This window comes from Erwinia sp. V90_4 (assembly GCF_029967685.1).
GTDB lineage: Bacteria > Pseudomonadota > Gammaproteobacteria > Enterobacterales > Enterobacteriaceae > Erwinia > Erwinia aphidicola.
Genome location: NZ_JASCAQ010000054.1, coordinates 151,039 through 166,614 on the forward strand (window position 1 = coordinate 151,039; position 15,576 = coordinate 166,614).

Here is a 15,576-nt window from a genome sequence, read left to right on the forward strand (position 1 = left end):
ACAAACAAGGAAAAATGATTTTATTATGCTTTAAAATCAATTGGATGTATTTTTCCAACGCCAAAAGCCGGGCAATGTGCCCGGCCTGTTGATGCGTGTTAATTTAATCTGCCGATACCGGCACTAATACGCCCTGCACCTGCGGATCCTGAGTCTCTTTAAGCCACTGCTGCACGCGTGGATCGGCAAAGGCTTTTTTCAACTTGATAATATTCTCATCATTTAAATAGGGAGTACCAATGACTAACTGTGAGGCGAAGGTACGCGGCGCGGGTGGGAATAATATGCCTTTATCACGCCCGACTTTACCGGCATCAAACTGTGAAACATAACCGATTGCGGCGTCGACAGAATTTAAGGCACGCGGCATGGTTAATAAATCCAGCTCTTTAAAATTAAAGTTATGCGAGTTTTTCACAATATCTTTAATTTTGGCGGTGCGCGGCTCAACGTTGGGATCCAGGCCAATCAAACCAATGCGCTGCAGCAGCCACAGCGCCTGTCCCTGGTTAGCCCCGTCGTTTGGCACCACGATTTCCGCGCCGTTGGGCAGATCGGCAATCGCCTTATAGCGGTCCGAGTAGATACCAAACGCCCACTGGAACAGCGGCAGCGTTGAACTGAGTTCGAATTTATTGGCATCCACTACCTGCTTCAGCCACCACTGGTGTTGATACACCGTGGCAGCATATTGCCCTGCCGCCACGGCGCGGTCTGCCTGCACCGGATCCTGCAACCCTACCGCTTCCAGCTGAATACCGTAATCCGGGGCAATATGCTGCGCCACGTACTCGATCAGCTTCTGTTCACCCGCCATGGCCGGCTCGAAGTGCACCTTCAGGGTGGTGCCAAAGGTCACGCTATTTTGCTGCTGGCGGCTGAAGTGCCAGCCGAGTAGCGCAATCAGCGCAATCAGCACCACGGCCACCAGCCACGGCCAGGTTTTCTTCTTTTTCAGTTCAAAAGTTTGCTGCGTCATGATGTGTGCGTTCCCTGAGAGTGTTGAAGTCTGGCAACCACGCGGTCGCCAATCAGTTGAATCAGTTGAATAGTGGCGATCAGCACGACAATGGTGGCGATCATGATGTGATTATCAAAACGCTGATAGCCATAAACCACCGCCAGATAACCAATGCCGCCCGCGCCGATGGTGCCGGCGATAGCCGAATATTCGATCATTGAAATCAGGTTCAGCGTGATGGCGGCTACAATCGCCGGCAGTGCCTCACTGAGCTGCGCGCCGCAGATGATTTGCCAGCGCGAACCGCCGGACACCAGCCCGACGGCCGTCACTTCCGCCGGCAGCTCGCGCAGCGCGTTCTCCACCAGCCGGGCAAAAAATGGCGTTCCGGCGACGATCATCGGGATCACCGCCGCCGGAATACCAATGGTGGTACCGGTAAGCCAGAAGGTGAAGGGGATAATCGCCGCCATCAGCACCAGAAACGGCAGCGAGCGCCCAATGTTCACCAGCCAGCTCAGGCTGCGATGGGCCGCCGGGTGGGAAAACAGCCCGCGCGCTGAGGTATTAAACAGCACCACGCCGAGCAGCCCGCCGAGCGACACCACAAACAGCATCACAATACCGACCATCAGCCAGGTTTCACCGTAAGCAGGCAGCATCAGCCGGTGTATCTGGCTCCATGGCGTGTCCTGGCTTATCACATCCTGCGCTTTCATCCGGCCTCCTGCAGGCGCGGACGCGCCTCAATCAGCTGGGCAATAATTCCCAGCTCGGCCATTTGCGCGATCAGCGCCCTGGCTTCCAGCGGGCGCTGATTGAAACGCACGCCAATCTGCATACGCCCGGCCAGCTGCCCGCCAACCTCTTCCACATGCGCCGCCAGCAGATCAATCTGGCAGTGACACTGCTGGCCAATCCGCCCGATCCAGTCAGTGGCCAGCGGCGTGGCGTAGGTCAGCTGCAGCAGCAGGTCGGCTGACGCTGAAAGTGGGCGCAGTGGAAACAGCTGCTCTCCCAGCGCCGAGCCTGGCGTGCTGAGCAAGTCGCGCAGCGTGCCCTGCTGTACCAGCTGACCGTCGCGGATCTCTGCCACCGCATCCGCCGTGCTGCGCACTACGTCCATCTCATGGGTGATCAGGACAATCGCCAGGCCAAACTGCTGCCGTAGCTGTTGCAACAGCTGCAGGATGGAGGCCGTCGCCTGCGGGTCCAGCCCGGAGGTGGCTTCGTCCGCCAGCAGCACCGAGGGCTTCAGCGCCAGCGCCCGGGCAATCCCGACGCGCTGGCGCTGGCCGCCGGAGAGCTGCGCCGGGTAATAGCCCGCTTTATCGCTCAGGCCAACGCTGTCGAGCAGCTGGTCAACGTGCTGCTTAACCTGCCCCGGCACCACGCCCAGCCACTGCAGCGGTAGCGCGATATTTTCCCAGGCGGTTTTACGCGCCAGCAGCGCCGAAGACTGAAAGACCGTGCCGATTGCGCGTCGCTCACGGCGCAGTGCCTCTCCCGACAGGCGCGACAGATCTTCCCCGTTAACGCGGATGCTGCCGGAGCTGGGGCGTTCCAGCAGGCTGATGCATTTCGCCAGCGTCGATTTCCCGGCACCGCTTGGCCCCACTACGGCGGTAATCGACCCTGCGGGCACGCTGAGAGAGAGGCCTTTCAGCACCTCCACCGTCTTTCCGCCCGCCGTCGGGTAGTGTTTACGCAGGCTGTCAATTTCAATCATGGCGTGACCTCATCGGCATGGGGCACCCCCGCGGTGGCCGCGCGGCGGTATCCGGCCCCCGGATGCGGGTACTGCAGGCGCGGCCCCTGCTTAAACAGCTTCTCGCGCAGCGTACCCGCCTGATAATCCTGTTTGTAGACCCCGCGCTTTTGCAGCTCCGGGATCAGGTGCTCCACCACGTCGCTAAAGGTTTCGTGGGTTACCGCGTAGGCGAGGTTGAAGCCGTCAACATCCGTCTCTTCGACCCAGCTTTGCAGCTCGTCTGCCACGGTCTGCGCACTGCCGACCAGCAGCGGTCCAAAGCCGCCAATTCCCACCCAGTCCGCCAGCCCCTGCACCGTCCACTGACGGTTTGGATCGGCGGTGGAGAAAGTTTCCACCGCTGACTGGATAGCGTTGGTGTGCAGATGTTTCAGCACCTGGTCCGGCTGATACTGGCCGAAGTCGATGCCGGTCCAGCCGGAGATCAGCGCCAGCGCGCCTTCGTAGCTGACGTAGCTTTTGTACTCCTGCCATTTCGCCTGCGCCGCTTTATCGGTTTCGTCAACGATTACCGTTTGCAGGTTGAAGATCAGAATGCTGCGCGGATCGCGCCCGGCCTCTGCGGCGCGGCGGCGGATATCGGCGACGGTCTTCTTCAGCAGCACTTTCGACGGCGCGGCCACAAATACGCACTCGGCGTGCTCGGCGGCGAACTGCTTGCCGCGGCTGGATGCTCCAGCCTGATACAGCACCGGCGTGCGCTGCGGCGACGGTTCACACAGGTGAATGCCCGGCACCTGGAAGAAGGTGCCCTGGTGATTGATCGGATGGATTTTCGTTGGGTCGCTGAAGATGCGGCGCTGGCGATCGCGCAGGATGGCTCCCTCCTCCCAGCTGCCTTCCAGCAGTTTGTACACCACCTGCAAATATTCATCGGCGTAGTCGTAGCGTGCATCGTGATCGGTCTGCGCCTGGTGGCCGATATTGCGCGCACCGCTCTCCAGATAGGAGGTGACAATATTCCAGCCGATGCGCCCTTTGGTCAGATGATCCAGGGTGGAGATGCGGCGGGCAAACGGGTAAGGATGCTCAAACGACAGCGATGCGGTAAGGCCAAAGCCGAGATGCTCGGTCACCAGCGCCATCGGGGTGATCAGCGCCAGCGGATCGTTAACCGGCACCTGGGTGGCGTTGCGGATGGCGGCGGCATTATCGCCGTTCAGCACGTCGTAGACGCCAAGGACATCGGCAATAAACAGGCCGTCGAACTTGCCGCGCTCCAGCAGACGCGCCAGCTCGGTCCAGTAGCTCAGATCCTTATATTGCCAGGAGCGGTCGCGCGGATGCGCCCACAGGCCCGGAGACTGGTGGCCCACGCAGTTCATATCAAAGGCGTTAAGACGAATTTCACGTTGTGAAGACATAGCACACTCCGAATTTTACACGGCCGGATCCAGCCCGCCCGCTGCAGGTGATAGTTTTTAAGGGTGAATCAATGGTGAGTTACGGCGTCAGGCGGGACATCGCTCCGCATCGAGGCCCAGCAGCTGGCGCGCCACGCTTTCGGCATGCTCCGCCACCTGCGGCAGCCCCATAAGTTCGCCAAAGCGGCCACGGGCAGCCGGCCCGGCGACATACAGATGCGGATTGGCTTGCCCGCTGCGGTTAAGGGTCTGCGACAGGGCATTCACCGCAATACCCAGCGCCAGCGGATCGGGCTGGATGATGCCAGCGATAGTTAACTGATGCAGCAGCGCGTCGCTGCTCAACAGGCTGCCGTGCGCCGGGCCGGTGGTAATAATTACGCGGTCAACGGTAAGTTGCCGCGCCGGCGCTCTGCGCGGCTGCAGCGTCAACTCAATCTGCTGCCCGGCGGCCCGCACCGCGCCCAGCCTGGCGGCACTCACCGTCAGCTGCCCGCTAGTCAGCCACTGCTCCAGCACCTGGCTGACCTGAGGAGCGATGCGGTAGCGGTGCACATCCCACCACGGGCGCAGATGGCGCAGGAAGCGGCGCTGTTCGTCAAGAGACAGCTGCTGCCAGATGCGCTGGCCGTTCAGGCGAATATCGTCGAGCACCAGCTGCCACGGCAGCCCGCTGGCCGCAATCTCGCGGCGAATACGCCGCAGCCACGCCAACACCGTGCTGGCCTGCGGCTGCTGGTAATCCAGCGGCGTGGGTTGATAAGCACCGCTGAGATTTGGCCGTGGCAGCAGGCCACGGCGTGAAAAGGCGCTGACCGGGCCGCGATGCCCGTGACGGTGTAACGTTGCCACCACATCCGACATGCTCAGCCCGCTGCCGATAATCGCGATGCGCTCATCCGCCGCAATAGCGCTCAGCGCCCCCTCACGCCACGGGTTAGCAATCAGGCCGGGGTGCCCCTCCAGCGCTTCGGCAATCTGGCGCGGCAGCGCGGGCGGTGGATGGCTGATCGCCAGCACCACGTCATCGGCGGCCACGCGCTGCCCCGAGTCCGTCACGATGCTTCCCGCTTCCAGCGCCACCGCCCGGCCGCAAATATGGCGTAATGTCACCGCCGAGCTCTGCTGTGCCTGGGTGAACTGCTCAGCAACCCAGGCGGCAAACTGCCCGCGCTGCGGGTAAACTTTACCGTCATGCCACTGCGCATCGGCATCCTGCTCAAACGCTTGCGAGGCGCGGAACCAGCGGTCAAAATCGCCCTGTTGCGCCGCAGAGAGCTGCATGCGGTCGGCCGGAACGTTGATGCGGTGTGCAGGGTCGCGCGTGCCGTAAGCCACTCCACAGGCCAGCTGCGGCCGTGGCTCAATCACCGTTACCGCCAGCCCGGCGTCACCGAGCCCGGCCAGATGGATGGCCGTGGCGGTGCCGGTAAACCCGCCGCCGACGATAACGATATGACGCTCAGCCATGACTCAACTCCAGCTGTTGTTGCCGCTCCAGCTCACGCACCCGCGGGATCACTTCACGGCCAAAGAATTCGACCTCTTCCTGGAAATGCAGGAAGCCCAGCAGCATCAGGCTCACTCCGGCCTGTTTTAGCGCCATAATACGTTCGGCAATCTGCTGCGGAGTGCCGATCAGGTTAGTTTTAAAACCATCATTGTACTGCACCAGATCCTCGAGCGTGGATTTTGCCCAGTTACCTTCCCCTTCCGGCGAGGCGCTGCCGGCATTTTTAACCTCATGCTGGAAGCCTTTTACCGCATCAGGGTTGGCGTGGTCGAGGATCTGCTGTAGCACCTGTTGCGCTTCCTGCTCGCTGTCACGGGCGATAACAAAACCGTTAACGCCAATTTTTACCTGATGCTGATTGGCTGCTGCTTTGTGACGGATATCTTCAACCTGCTGGCGAATACCTTCCACGGTATTGCCATTGGTGAAGTACCAGTCGGAGACGCGTGCGGCCATATCACGCGCTGCACGTGAGCTGCCGCCCTGGAAAATCTCCGGCTGCGGGTCCAGTGGCTTTGGCTTCAGCGAGTAGTCGCGGTAGCGGTAGAAATCGCCGGCAAAGTTGAAGGTCGGTTCGCGCCAGATGCCCTTCAGGCAGCGAATAAACTCTTCGGATCGCAGATAGCGCTCTTCATGATCGAGCCACGGCTCGCCAATCGCTTTGAACTCGCCGCGAAACCATCCACTGACGATATTCACCGCGATGCGCGCATTCGACAGGTGGCTGATGGTGGCGATCTGTTTCGCCGCCAGCGTTGGATTCCAGGGGCCTGGCAGCAGCGCGGCGATCACCTTCAGCTTCTCGGTGGCCCCCAACAGGCCCTGGGAAAAACTGACCGACTCATGCTGATTATCAGCGCCGTATCCGGCGGTAAAGCGGATCTGCGTCAGCGCATACTCGAAACCAGCCTGCTCGGCAATCTGCGCGAGCTTGCGGTTATAGTCAAAATCCCAGCTGGTGCGCTGTGCGATATGACTGATGACCAGGCCACCTGAAACATTCGGTACCCAGTAGGCAAATTTAATCGGCGTTGACTGACTCATGGTAAACCCCCCTTTAGCTTGCGCTGGTCTGCTTTTGCGCTTTCGGGCGCAGATCGCCACCGATGGTTTCGCCAAACGGCCCGGTGTTTACCGTGCGCTGTTTTTTATCGCCATTGCTCGCCAGCGGTAGCAGCGGCATCACCAGCTCGGCAAAGCGGTGCGCCTCTTCCAGATGCGGGTAGCCGGACAGGATAAAGTTCTGGATGCCCAGCTCCTGATATTCGCGAATGCGGTCCGCCACCTGCTGCGGGCTGCCAACCAGCGCGGTGCCCGCGCCTCCGCGCACCAGCCCGACACCGGCCCACAGGTTTGGCCCGATGCGCAGCCCGTCGCGGGAACCGCTGTGCAGCGCGCTCATCCGCGCCTGGCCTGCGGAATCCATGCGCGAAAAAATCTTCTGCGCGGCGGCGATAGTGTCATCGTCAACGTGGGCGATCAGGCGGTCGGCGGCGGCCCAGGCTTCCTCTTCGGTTTCGCGCACGATGACATGCAGGCGAATACCGTAGTCGAGCGTGCGCCCGCGCGCCGCGGCACGTTCACGCACTACCGCCAGTTTTTCCGCGACCTGAGCCACCGGCTCACCCCAGGTGAGATAGGTATCGACCTGATTGGCGGCCACGTCTATCGCCTCATCGGATGAACCGCCAAAATAGAGCGGTGGGCCGTTTTCCTGCACCGGAGGGAACAGAATTTCTGCACCCTCAACGTGAATATGTTCACCGTGAAAATCGACCTTATCCCCCGCCAGCAGGCGTGAATAGACTTCGAGAAACTCACGGGTCACCTGATAGCGCTCGGCGTGGCTGAGGAAAATACCGTCGCCTTTGTTCTCCACCGGGTCGCCACCGGTCACCACATTGATCAGCAGTCGCCCTTCTGACAAACGGTCAAGCGTGGCGGCCATGCGCGCCGCAAGGCTTGGCGGCTGCAGTCCGGGGCGCACCGCCACCAGGTAGCGCAGGCGTTTGGTAATCGGTGCCAGCGCCGCAGCCACCAGCCAGGAGTCCTCGCAGCTTTTACCCGTCGGGATCAGCACCCCGTAATAGCCGAGGTTATCAGCGGCCAGCGCGACCTGCTGTAGATACGGCAGGTCGACGGCGCGCCCGCCCTCGGTGGTGCCAAGATAGCGCCCGTCGCCGTGGGTCGGGAGAAACCAGAATACGTTGATATTTTTCTGCGCTGAGTCGCTCATTATTCGTTTCCTATATAACTATATCTGAATTTATTCGATAGAAAGTTACGCTTTGGTTATAAACCAGTTAGCAGGAAACGTGCCAGAGTGTAATTCTGTTAAAAACCTTATTTTTCATGACGTTGAAAAGTAATGCCAGCCGCTTTTTCTGCTGCATTTGCAGCAGTCACTGACCACAGGCTGCTTCATTTGCAGCAAAGCGGCTCGCCAGCGGGTCGTTAGCTGGCGTACGCCAGGGTAATCTGCCTGCTCTGAGTATAAGGAGCACACTATGCAGCATTCCGGCCCGTTACTGATTGACCCTGCCTCACTCGCTTTTCAGAGCGTGCTGGACCGCCTTGCGCCAACCGATGCTACCGTGCTGATTGTCGGTGAGACCGGCACCGGCAAAGAGGTGGTGGCGCGCTATCTGCATCATCACAGCCCGCGCCGGGCGCAGCCCTTTGTTGCGGTGAACTGCGGCGCGCTGACCGAAAGCCTGGCGGAATCCGAGCTGTTCGGCCATGAGAAAGGCGCGTTTACCGGCGCGGGTGAACGCCATCAGGGCTGGTTTGAAGCGGCGGAGGGCGGCACGCTGCTGCTGGATGAGATCGGCGAGCTGAGCCTGCCGCTGCAGGTTAAGCTGCTGCGCGTGCTGCAGGAGCGCGAAGTGACGCGAGTCGGGTCGCGCCGCCCGGTAAAGGTCAACGTACGAGTGATCGCTGCCACCCACGTGGATCTCGCGGTGGCAATCCGTGAACGCCGCTTTCGCGAAGATCTGTTTTATCGCCTCAATGTGGCGGCGGTCACCCTGCCGCCGCTGCGCCAGCGCCGCGAAGATATCCCGCTGCTGGCCGAGCATTTTCTCACGCTGTACGCCCGCCGCCTGGGGCGCCCGCAGCTGCGTTTAACCGATGACAGCCTTGCGGCGCTGATGGAGTATGCGTGGCCGGGCAACGTGCGTGAGCTGGAAAATACCCTGCACAACGCGGTGCTGCTGAGCCGCGAGCCGCTGATCGCTCCGCAGCAGCTGCGCCTCAACCCGGTCGCGCCAGGGCCAGCTTTCGCGGCGGGTGAGCAGGCGCTGGACCAGTTTCTGCGCCAGCAGCTGCAGCAGGAGAGCGGGCCAATCTACCAGCGGGTGATCGACGCTTTAGTGCGCAATGCTTTTGAGCTGAGCGGCGAAAATCAGCTCCAGGCCGCCACGCTGCTGGGCGTCAGCCGCAATACGCTGCGCACTCATCTCGGCCATCTTGGGCTGATCAAGGCGCGCCGCAGTCTGGCGAGCGGCGATGCGCGCCAGAGTGCCCGGCGCCCTGCGGGCGATCGCGAACTGCGCATCGGCTACCAGAAATTTGGCAACCTCGGCATTCTTAAAGCGCGGCAGAGCCTGGAGGCAAGCTTTGCCGGAACGGGCATCAGCGTGCTGTGGAGCGAGTTCCCCGCCGGACCACAGCTGCTGCACGCACTCAGCAGCCGTGAGATTGATTTCGGCACCACCGGGGAAGTGCCGCCGGTCTTTGCCCAGGCCGAGAACAATCCCCTGCTGTACGTTGCCTGGGAACCCGCCGCGCCTCAGAGCGTGGCGCTGCTGGTGGCGCAGGACAGCCCGATTCAAACGCTTGCCGACCTGCGCGGCAAACGTATCGCAGTGAATAAGGGATCTAACGTGCACTATCTGCTGGTGCAGATGCTGGATGAAGCCGGAATGACGCTGAACGACGTGCGGGTACTCTATGCACCGCCAAAATATCCGCTGACGCCCAGCGATTATCACGCGGTCGATGCCTGGATGATGTGGGATCCGCTGCTGAGCGACGCCGAGCAGAGCGGTTGCTTAAGAGTGATTGCTGACGGGTGCGGCCGGGTGAGTAATCATCAGTTTTACCTCGCGCATCGTGACTTTGCCGCACACTCGGCGGACCTGCTGCACAGCGTGATACGGGCGCTGGAGCAGACCGGGCGCTTCATTGATGCTAACCACGCAGAGGCCACCGCCCTGCTGGCCGCCGAACTGGGGCTGGAACCTGAGGCGCTGTCGCACGCTCTGCTGCGCCGCAGCCACCAGACGCAGCGCATGGACCTGAGCGTGATCCGTGCGCAGCAAACCATTGCCGACCGCTTCTATGCGCTGGGATTACTGCCGCGCGCTATCAATGTGCGTGATGCCGTGTGGCAGGATTAATATAACCTTTACGTTTGCTGACGCTTTGCTAACATTTCTGGAACTGCCACTCCTGCCGCGCTAATCAAATTTTCATGCCGCTAAATGAAGAGACCACAGATTCCCTGGCGTAAACGCCGGTTAGCGCTTTATCGTTTATTAAGTTTAACTGAACATCGCGTCAGCTACGCTAATGTTATTATTTTTACAAAAAAAGGAAATTCCTAAAGATGAAGAATTGATTAATTTATGTTAGGTGTTTACCTCAATATTGGGTAATGTTTCATCGTCGCAAGACACTACACAACAGCACGCTAACTGTCGTACGAGCGATTACAACACCAGGGAAATTATTTCCTTATAAGACCTGAAAATATTAATACCCTTTCGATTTTCTTCTTTATTTTTTTCTATCGTTACTTTAATCCCCCTTGCATCATTTATGCAGGGGGGATTAAATCCCAAGGGGGAATGGCTGTGAAAACTAATATCCTGTCGATTACTTATCTACGGGCCGTGGCTTGTATGCTGGTGGTCGTCTGTCATGCAGAAAGCTTTGCGGCCAAATTAAGTCCGGGCTATTTTTCCGGGCTGTTTGGCTATGGCGGCGCGGTAGGCAAGCTTGGCGTACTGCTGTTCTTTATGATCAGCGGCTACCTGATGGCGTGCGTGCACTGGGAGGACTTTGGCCGCGGTAAGATGGCGATGTTTGTCAAGAAAAGGCTGGTGCGTATTCTGCCGATGTATTATCTGTTTACTCTGCTGACGATTATCGCATGGGTAATTAATCCCGGCTGGTTCCCATCAACTGTGTTAACGCCGCTGGATGATATTCTTTCTCTGTTATTTATTCCTTCGGTTTACATTAAAGAACTCGATACGCTCACGCCGGTATTATCCGTTGGCTGGACGCTGTGCTACGAAATGCTGTTTTATCTGGTGTTTGCCATCGGGCTATTATTCCGTCGCAGTAGCGGCCTGATCTTTATTTTTGTCTCCATTGCTGTATTGATGCTGATGGGATATTTGGGCAGTTCTCAACAGAGCTACTTCCTGTTTTATACCAACGATATCATGCTCTATTTCCTGAGCGGGATTGTGTGCTTTATGCTGCAAAAGCGCATGCCGGAGCGTTATGCCCATAGCGCGCTGTCGCTGGTGCTGATTGTCGCCCTGCTGACTTTCTCTACGTTGTGGCTGCAGGGCGTGCTTCAGCTGCTGGTGCTGACGCTGAGCTTCTTCCTGCTGACCGGACTGGAGTTTAATGCGGTTCGCCAAACCACCATGACCAAAGTGGTGAGTGCCGTGGGTCTGGCTTCGTACTCTATCTATCTGTGCCACCGTCTGTTTATGGGGGCGCTGGAGAAGGTACTGCATGTGTTTATGCCCGCGGCCAGCACCGCCACGATGTATCTGGCGATGGTGATCCTCAGCGTGGCCTCAGCGGTGGTAGGTTATATGATCTACTGGCTGATTGAGAAGCGCGCCACCATGGTGTTCAGAGTGAAAACCTCCTAGGTATCTGCAATGTGGGTTGACCGAAAAAAAGGGTCAACCCCTACAGGTTTAGGGTTTGTGACAGGGGCGAGCATTTTAGTCGCCCCTGCTGTTTTAGCGCCCTACCCGGCGCTGGCTGTTGACCAACGCTACCGCGCTGAATAACGCCAGCAGGATCAGATAGTAGCTCGGCGCCAGGCTGCTGCCGGTTGCGCTGATCAACAGCGTACAGATCAGCGGCGCAAAACCTCCGAACACCGTGACCGCCACGTTATAGCTGATTGCCATGCCGCTGGCGCGGGTGGTAATCGGGAACAGATCGGCCATCATCGACGGCACGGTAGAGAAGTAGACCGATTTCAGCAGCGCCATCCAGCCAACCAGCAGGATCAAGGTGGTCGGCGTGGTGTTATTCACCACCATGCGGAAAGCCGGATAGATGGTCAGCGCCAGCAGGATTAATGACCCCCACATCAGCGGCACGCGCCCGACTTTCTCCGCCCACAGCCCCATCAGCGGGGTCACCACCGTCAGAATAATTCCGGCAACCAGCGTTGCGGTAAAGGCCGCAGAACCCGGCAGATGCAGCGTTTTGGTGGCATACGTCGGCACATAGTTAAGCATATAGTTGACCCCGGTGGAGATCACCATCAGCCCCATTGCCAGCAGCAGCAGCGTTTTCTGGCGGCTCATCAGGTCTTTCAGTGGCGCGTGGGACTTCTCCTGCGCGACAAAGCTGGCCGGCTCATGCACGTGGCGGCGAATATACAGGCCAACCGGGCCGATAATCAGGCCGAAAGCAAACGGAATGCGCCACCCCCAGTCCTGAATCTGCGTTTCAGTCAGCCACGAGGTCAGCCCTAAGCCAAACGCCGAGGCCATCAGCGTACTTGCCCCCTGGGTAGCAAACTGCCAGCTGGCGATAAAGGCGCGACGCTCGGGAAAGTGCTCCACCAGAAAGGCGGTAGAACTGCCGAATTCGCCGCCCGCCGAGAAGCCCTGAATCAGGCGCGCCAGCAAAATCATCAGCGGTGCCAGCAGGCCAATGCTCTGATAAGACGGCATCACAGTGATGATTAACCCACCGACCATCATCAACATGATCGACATCAGCAGCGCTTTTTTACGCCCGACGCGGTCTGCATAGGCACCGAGAACAATTGCCCCCAGCGGACGGATCAGAAACGATACGCCAAAGCTGCCGAAAGTCAGCAGCATGGAGACTGACGGATCTTCAGTGGGGAAAAACGCGTGGGCGATATAGCTGGCGAAAAAGCCGTACACCGCAATATCAAACCACTCCAGCGCATTGCCGACGCAGGTCGCGAACAGCGTTTTATACAGGTTCGGCTGCGCCGCCGCCTGAGGCTGAACTAAGCTGCTCACTGGCCTGCCCCCTGTGCACGGTGCGCACGATGGCGCGCCAGCAGATCGCTGCCCTGCTCGCCTAAATCCCAGAATAAGCGCGTCATCATCTGTAACCCCTCGCGGGCGATCGATTTCAGCATATGTTCATCCACCGCGTGCTGACCGCAGGCGGGATAAGAGTGCGGCACCCACAGCGTCGGCAGGCCGAGCGTCTGCGCAAAGACATCATTCGGCAGTGAACCACCGAGGTTGGGCAGCAGCGCCGGTTTTTTACCGCTGGTCTGCGCCATCACTCCGAGCGCCCAGCCTACCAGCGGATCGGTCGGGTCAAGGCGCGTGGCCGGAGAGCCGCGCAGCACCTCGACCTCAACCTGCTGGAAGCCGTGCGCATCCAGATGTGTGCGCAGGTGGCTGGCGATATTTTCCCAGTCGGTATCGACGACAAAACGCAGCTGGCAGACCGCCGTCGCGCTGCCGGGAATGGCGTTCATCGGCCGCGCCGGGTTGCCGGTGAGGAAAGAGAGCACTTCAAGCGTGTTCCAGCCGTACAGGCGCTCGGTTGGCGTCAGGCCGGATTCGCCCCAGCGGGGATCGATGGCCGGGCCGTCGCCTTCGCCGACATCAATATCGCTGAGGATCGCTTTTACTGCGGCGCTAATCGCTGGCGGCTTGAGGGCGGCAACCTGCAGCTGGCCGTGCTGATTAACCAGGCAGGCCAGCGCGTTGGCCAGTTGGGTACCCGGGTTGCTCAACAGACCGCCCCAGTTGCCGGAGTGATAATCACGATCGCGCGCGTGGATGCTGAGGCGGAAGTTCACCGCACCGCGCGAACCGAGGAATAGCGTTGGCCGCTCCGCGCTGAGGCGCGGGCCATCGGAGGCGATAAAGATATCGGCTTTCATCAGGTCGGCATGGCGCTGACACACTTCCTTCAGGCCCGGAGAGCTGATCTCTTCCCCCATCTCAAACAGAAACTTGCAGTTAAAGCCAAGACGACCGCCGCGCGCGGCTACTACCTGCTCCAGCGCGGCAATGTTCACCGAGTGTTGCCCTTTGTTGTCGGCGCTGCCGCGCCCGTACCAGCGGTCGCCCTCTTCCAGCAGCTGCCACGGATTCAGCCCACTGCGCCAGTTTTCATCGTCACCAAACACCACATCGCCGTGGCCGTAGCACAGCAGCGTGGGCAGCTGCGGGTCTTCAATGCGGGTCGCCAGCAGGAAGGGGCGCTGCGGCGCCTGCGGGTTCGCCAGCTGCTGCGTGCTGAAGCCCAGCGTCTGCATGGCGGGGACCATCTCATCATCAAGATAGCTCTGGATCAGCGCATCACGGTCGTCGCGCTGGCTTTCACTGCGCAGCGCCACGCGCCGTGCCAGCACCGTTTTAAATTCCCCACTGTCAAAATACGCCGTAGCCTGCGCGACTGCCTGTTCACCTGTCATGATAGTTGTCCGTTTTATCTGTTTATTTTTTGTGTTTGCCATTTAGTTTTAAGCGACAATCGGGCTTTGCTACAATCATCAAAATATCAAACGGGCTTTGCTTTTAAAGCAACGCTGCGCTGCACCTTAAAAGCACATGCACCAGCAGGAGGCACTACCATGCACAGCAGTGAAATCCGCTATTTTCTGGCGGTGGTGAACTGCGGCTCACTCAGCGCCGCCAGCCAGCAGCTGTTTGTGGCGGTATCGGCGATCAGCCGCCAGATCCAGCGGCTGGAAGAGCGCGTTGGCGCCCCGCTGTTTGAGCGCCACGCGCGCGGCATGGTGCTGAACGATGCCGGGCAAATTTTCGAAAACCACGTGCGAAAAAGCATGATGGATATGGAGCACGCGATTGCAGAGATTAAAGGGCTAAAAGCCGTCAGGCGCACTGCGCTGCGGGTAGCCTGTACCGACGGAATGGCTTTCAGCCTGCTGCCAATGCTGTTTACCCAGTTTCGCCTGCTGCACCCCGGGGTCAGTTTCCAGCTCACGGTAGCCAGCTCGCTGGAAGTGGCGGAGATCCTGCGGCGCGGCGAGTGTGACGTGGCGTTCCAGTTCAGCCTGCACCCGGAGCGCGGTGTCGAGGTGGCGGCATCCTGGCCTGCTCCGGTTCTGCTGGTGCTGCATAGCAGCCACCCGCTGGCGCAGCAGGAGGTGAAGCTGAGTGACCTGCTGGCGTACCCGCTGGCGCTGCCCAATGCCAACTTCACCGTGCGCCAGCTGTTCGACCTCTCCTGCCGTATGAGCGGCACCTTTATCGAGCCGGTACTGACCTGCAATAACTTCAGCTCGCTTTACACCTTCCTGCTACATACACCGCAGGCGATCACCATCAGTAGCCACTTCACCGTGATGTATCAGGCGCTGGAGCACGGGCTGGTGCTGAAATCGGTGGGACCGGACCAGTTGAGCCAGCGTTCGCTGCAGATGCAGACGGCAATTGGGCGCCAGCCGTCGGCAGCGCTGTCGCTGTTTGTGGATTTTGTGCGAATGGAGTTAAAGCAGCAGGATATGGAGATCAGAGCGCAGTTTGGTCTGTGATATGGGTGCAGTGCCGTTGGCGGGGCGAGCGAAAAACAAGGTCGCCTCCTGAGGGATCCCCAGAAAAATTGATCTAGATTTTATCGCGGGATGAGAGGTGCACGGTTTCAGGAGGGAGGGCTGCTTTCCGCACCGGCATGAATACGTCCCTGTAGCCTGGCTCACGGCCATCCCTGGCCGTGGGCCTGCTGCAATCAGCCC

The 15,576-nt window shown here is 59.5% G+C and carries 12 protein-coding genes; 3 read left to right on the forward strand and 9 right to left on the reverse strand.

What is annotated here, in order from left to right:
• Positions 1 to 103: 103 nt before the first annotated feature.
• The 7 genes from QLG07_RS15720 to ssuD form a co-directional block, all read right to left on the reverse strand.
• A complete protein-coding gene (locus QLG07_RS15720) occupies positions 104 to 979 on the reverse strand; it encodes a MetQ/NlpA family ABC transporter substrate-binding protein (RefSeq protein WP_282469621.1) in 876 nt (291 codons plus the stop codon).
• A complete protein-coding gene (locus QLG07_RS15725; RefSeq protein ID WP_133623680.1) occupies positions 976 to 1,680 on the reverse strand; it encodes a methionine ABC transporter permease in 705 nt (234 codons plus the stop codon). The genes QLG07_RS15720 and QLG07_RS15725 overlap by 4 nt, the downstream gene beginning before the upstream one ends.
• Positions 1,677 to 2,690: a methionine ABC transporter ATP-binding protein gene (locus QLG07_RS15730; protein ID WP_282469622.1), complete on the reverse strand. Its 1,014-nt coding sequence runs from the start codon at positions 2,688 to 2,690 to the stop codon at positions 1,677 to 1,679. The genes QLG07_RS15725 and QLG07_RS15730 overlap by 4 nt, the downstream gene beginning before the upstream one ends.
• Positions 2,687 to 4,096: an LLM class flavin-dependent oxidoreductase gene (locus QLG07_RS15735; RefSeq protein WP_282469623.1), complete on the reverse strand. Its 1,410-nt coding sequence runs from the start codon at positions 4,094 to 4,096 to the stop codon at positions 2,687 to 2,689. The genes QLG07_RS15730 and QLG07_RS15735 overlap by 4 nt, the downstream gene beginning before the upstream one ends.
• An 87-nt stretch (positions 4,097 to 4,183) precedes the next feature.
• Positions 4,184 to 5,566, reverse strand: a complete 1,383-nt coding sequence (locus QLG07_RS15740) for an FAD-dependent oxidoreductase (RefSeq protein WP_282469624.1) — start codon at positions 5,564 to 5,566, stop codon at positions 4,184 to 4,186.
• On the reverse strand, positions 5,559 to 6,653 hold the full coding sequence (gene sfnG, locus QLG07_RS15745) for a dimethylsulfone monooxygenase SfnG (protein WP_133623684.1): 1,095 nt from the start codon (positions 6,651 to 6,653) through the stop codon (positions 5,559 to 5,561). The genes QLG07_RS15740 and sfnG overlap by 8 nt, the downstream gene beginning before the upstream one ends.
• A 13-nt stretch (positions 6,654 to 6,666) precedes the next feature.
• Positions 6,667 to 7,845: an FMNH2-dependent alkanesulfonate monooxygenase gene (gene ssuD / locus QLG07_RS15750; protein WP_133623685.1), complete on the reverse strand. Its 1,179-nt coding sequence runs from the start codon at positions 7,843 to 7,845 to the stop codon at positions 6,667 to 6,669.
• Positions 7,846 to 8,116: 271 nt separating this feature from the next.
• Here ssuD and QLG07_RS15755 point away from each other — a divergent pair, with 271 nt between their 5' ends.
• Complete coding sequence (locus tag QLG07_RS15755; RefSeq protein WP_282469625.1) at positions 8,117 to 10,009, forward strand: aliphatic sulfonate ABC transporter substrate-binding protein; 1,893 nt, start codon at positions 8,117 to 8,119, stop codon at positions 10,007 to 10,009.
• Between the two features lie 456 nt (positions 10,010 to 10,465).
• A complete protein-coding gene (locus tag QLG07_RS15760; RefSeq protein WP_187496991.1) occupies positions 10,466 to 11,506 on the forward strand; it encodes an acyltransferase in 1,041 nt (346 codons plus the stop codon).
• Positions 11,507 to 11,599: 93 nt separating this feature from the next.
• On the opposite strand, the gene QLG07_RS15765 is transcribed toward QLG07_RS15760, so the two are convergent.
• Positions 11,600 to 12,871, reverse strand: a complete 1,272-nt coding sequence (locus tag QLG07_RS15765) for an MFS transporter (RefSeq protein WP_048916040.1) — start codon at positions 12,869 to 12,871, stop codon at positions 11,600 to 11,602.
• Entirely contained in the window at positions 12,868 to 14,292 is a 1,425-nt protein-coding gene (locus QLG07_RS15770) for a M20 family metallopeptidase (RefSeq protein ID WP_282469626.1), read from the reverse strand. The genes QLG07_RS15765 and QLG07_RS15770 overlap by 4 nt, the downstream gene beginning before the upstream one ends.
• 159 nt (positions 14,293 to 14,451) lie before the next feature.
• Here QLG07_RS15770 and QLG07_RS15775 point away from each other — a divergent pair, with 159 nt between their 5' ends.
• Entirely contained in the window at positions 14,452 to 15,375 is a 924-nt protein-coding gene (locus QLG07_RS15775; protein ID WP_048916038.1) for a LysR family transcriptional regulator, read from the forward strand.
• The last annotated feature ends 201 nt before the right edge of the window (positions 15,376 to 15,576 follow it).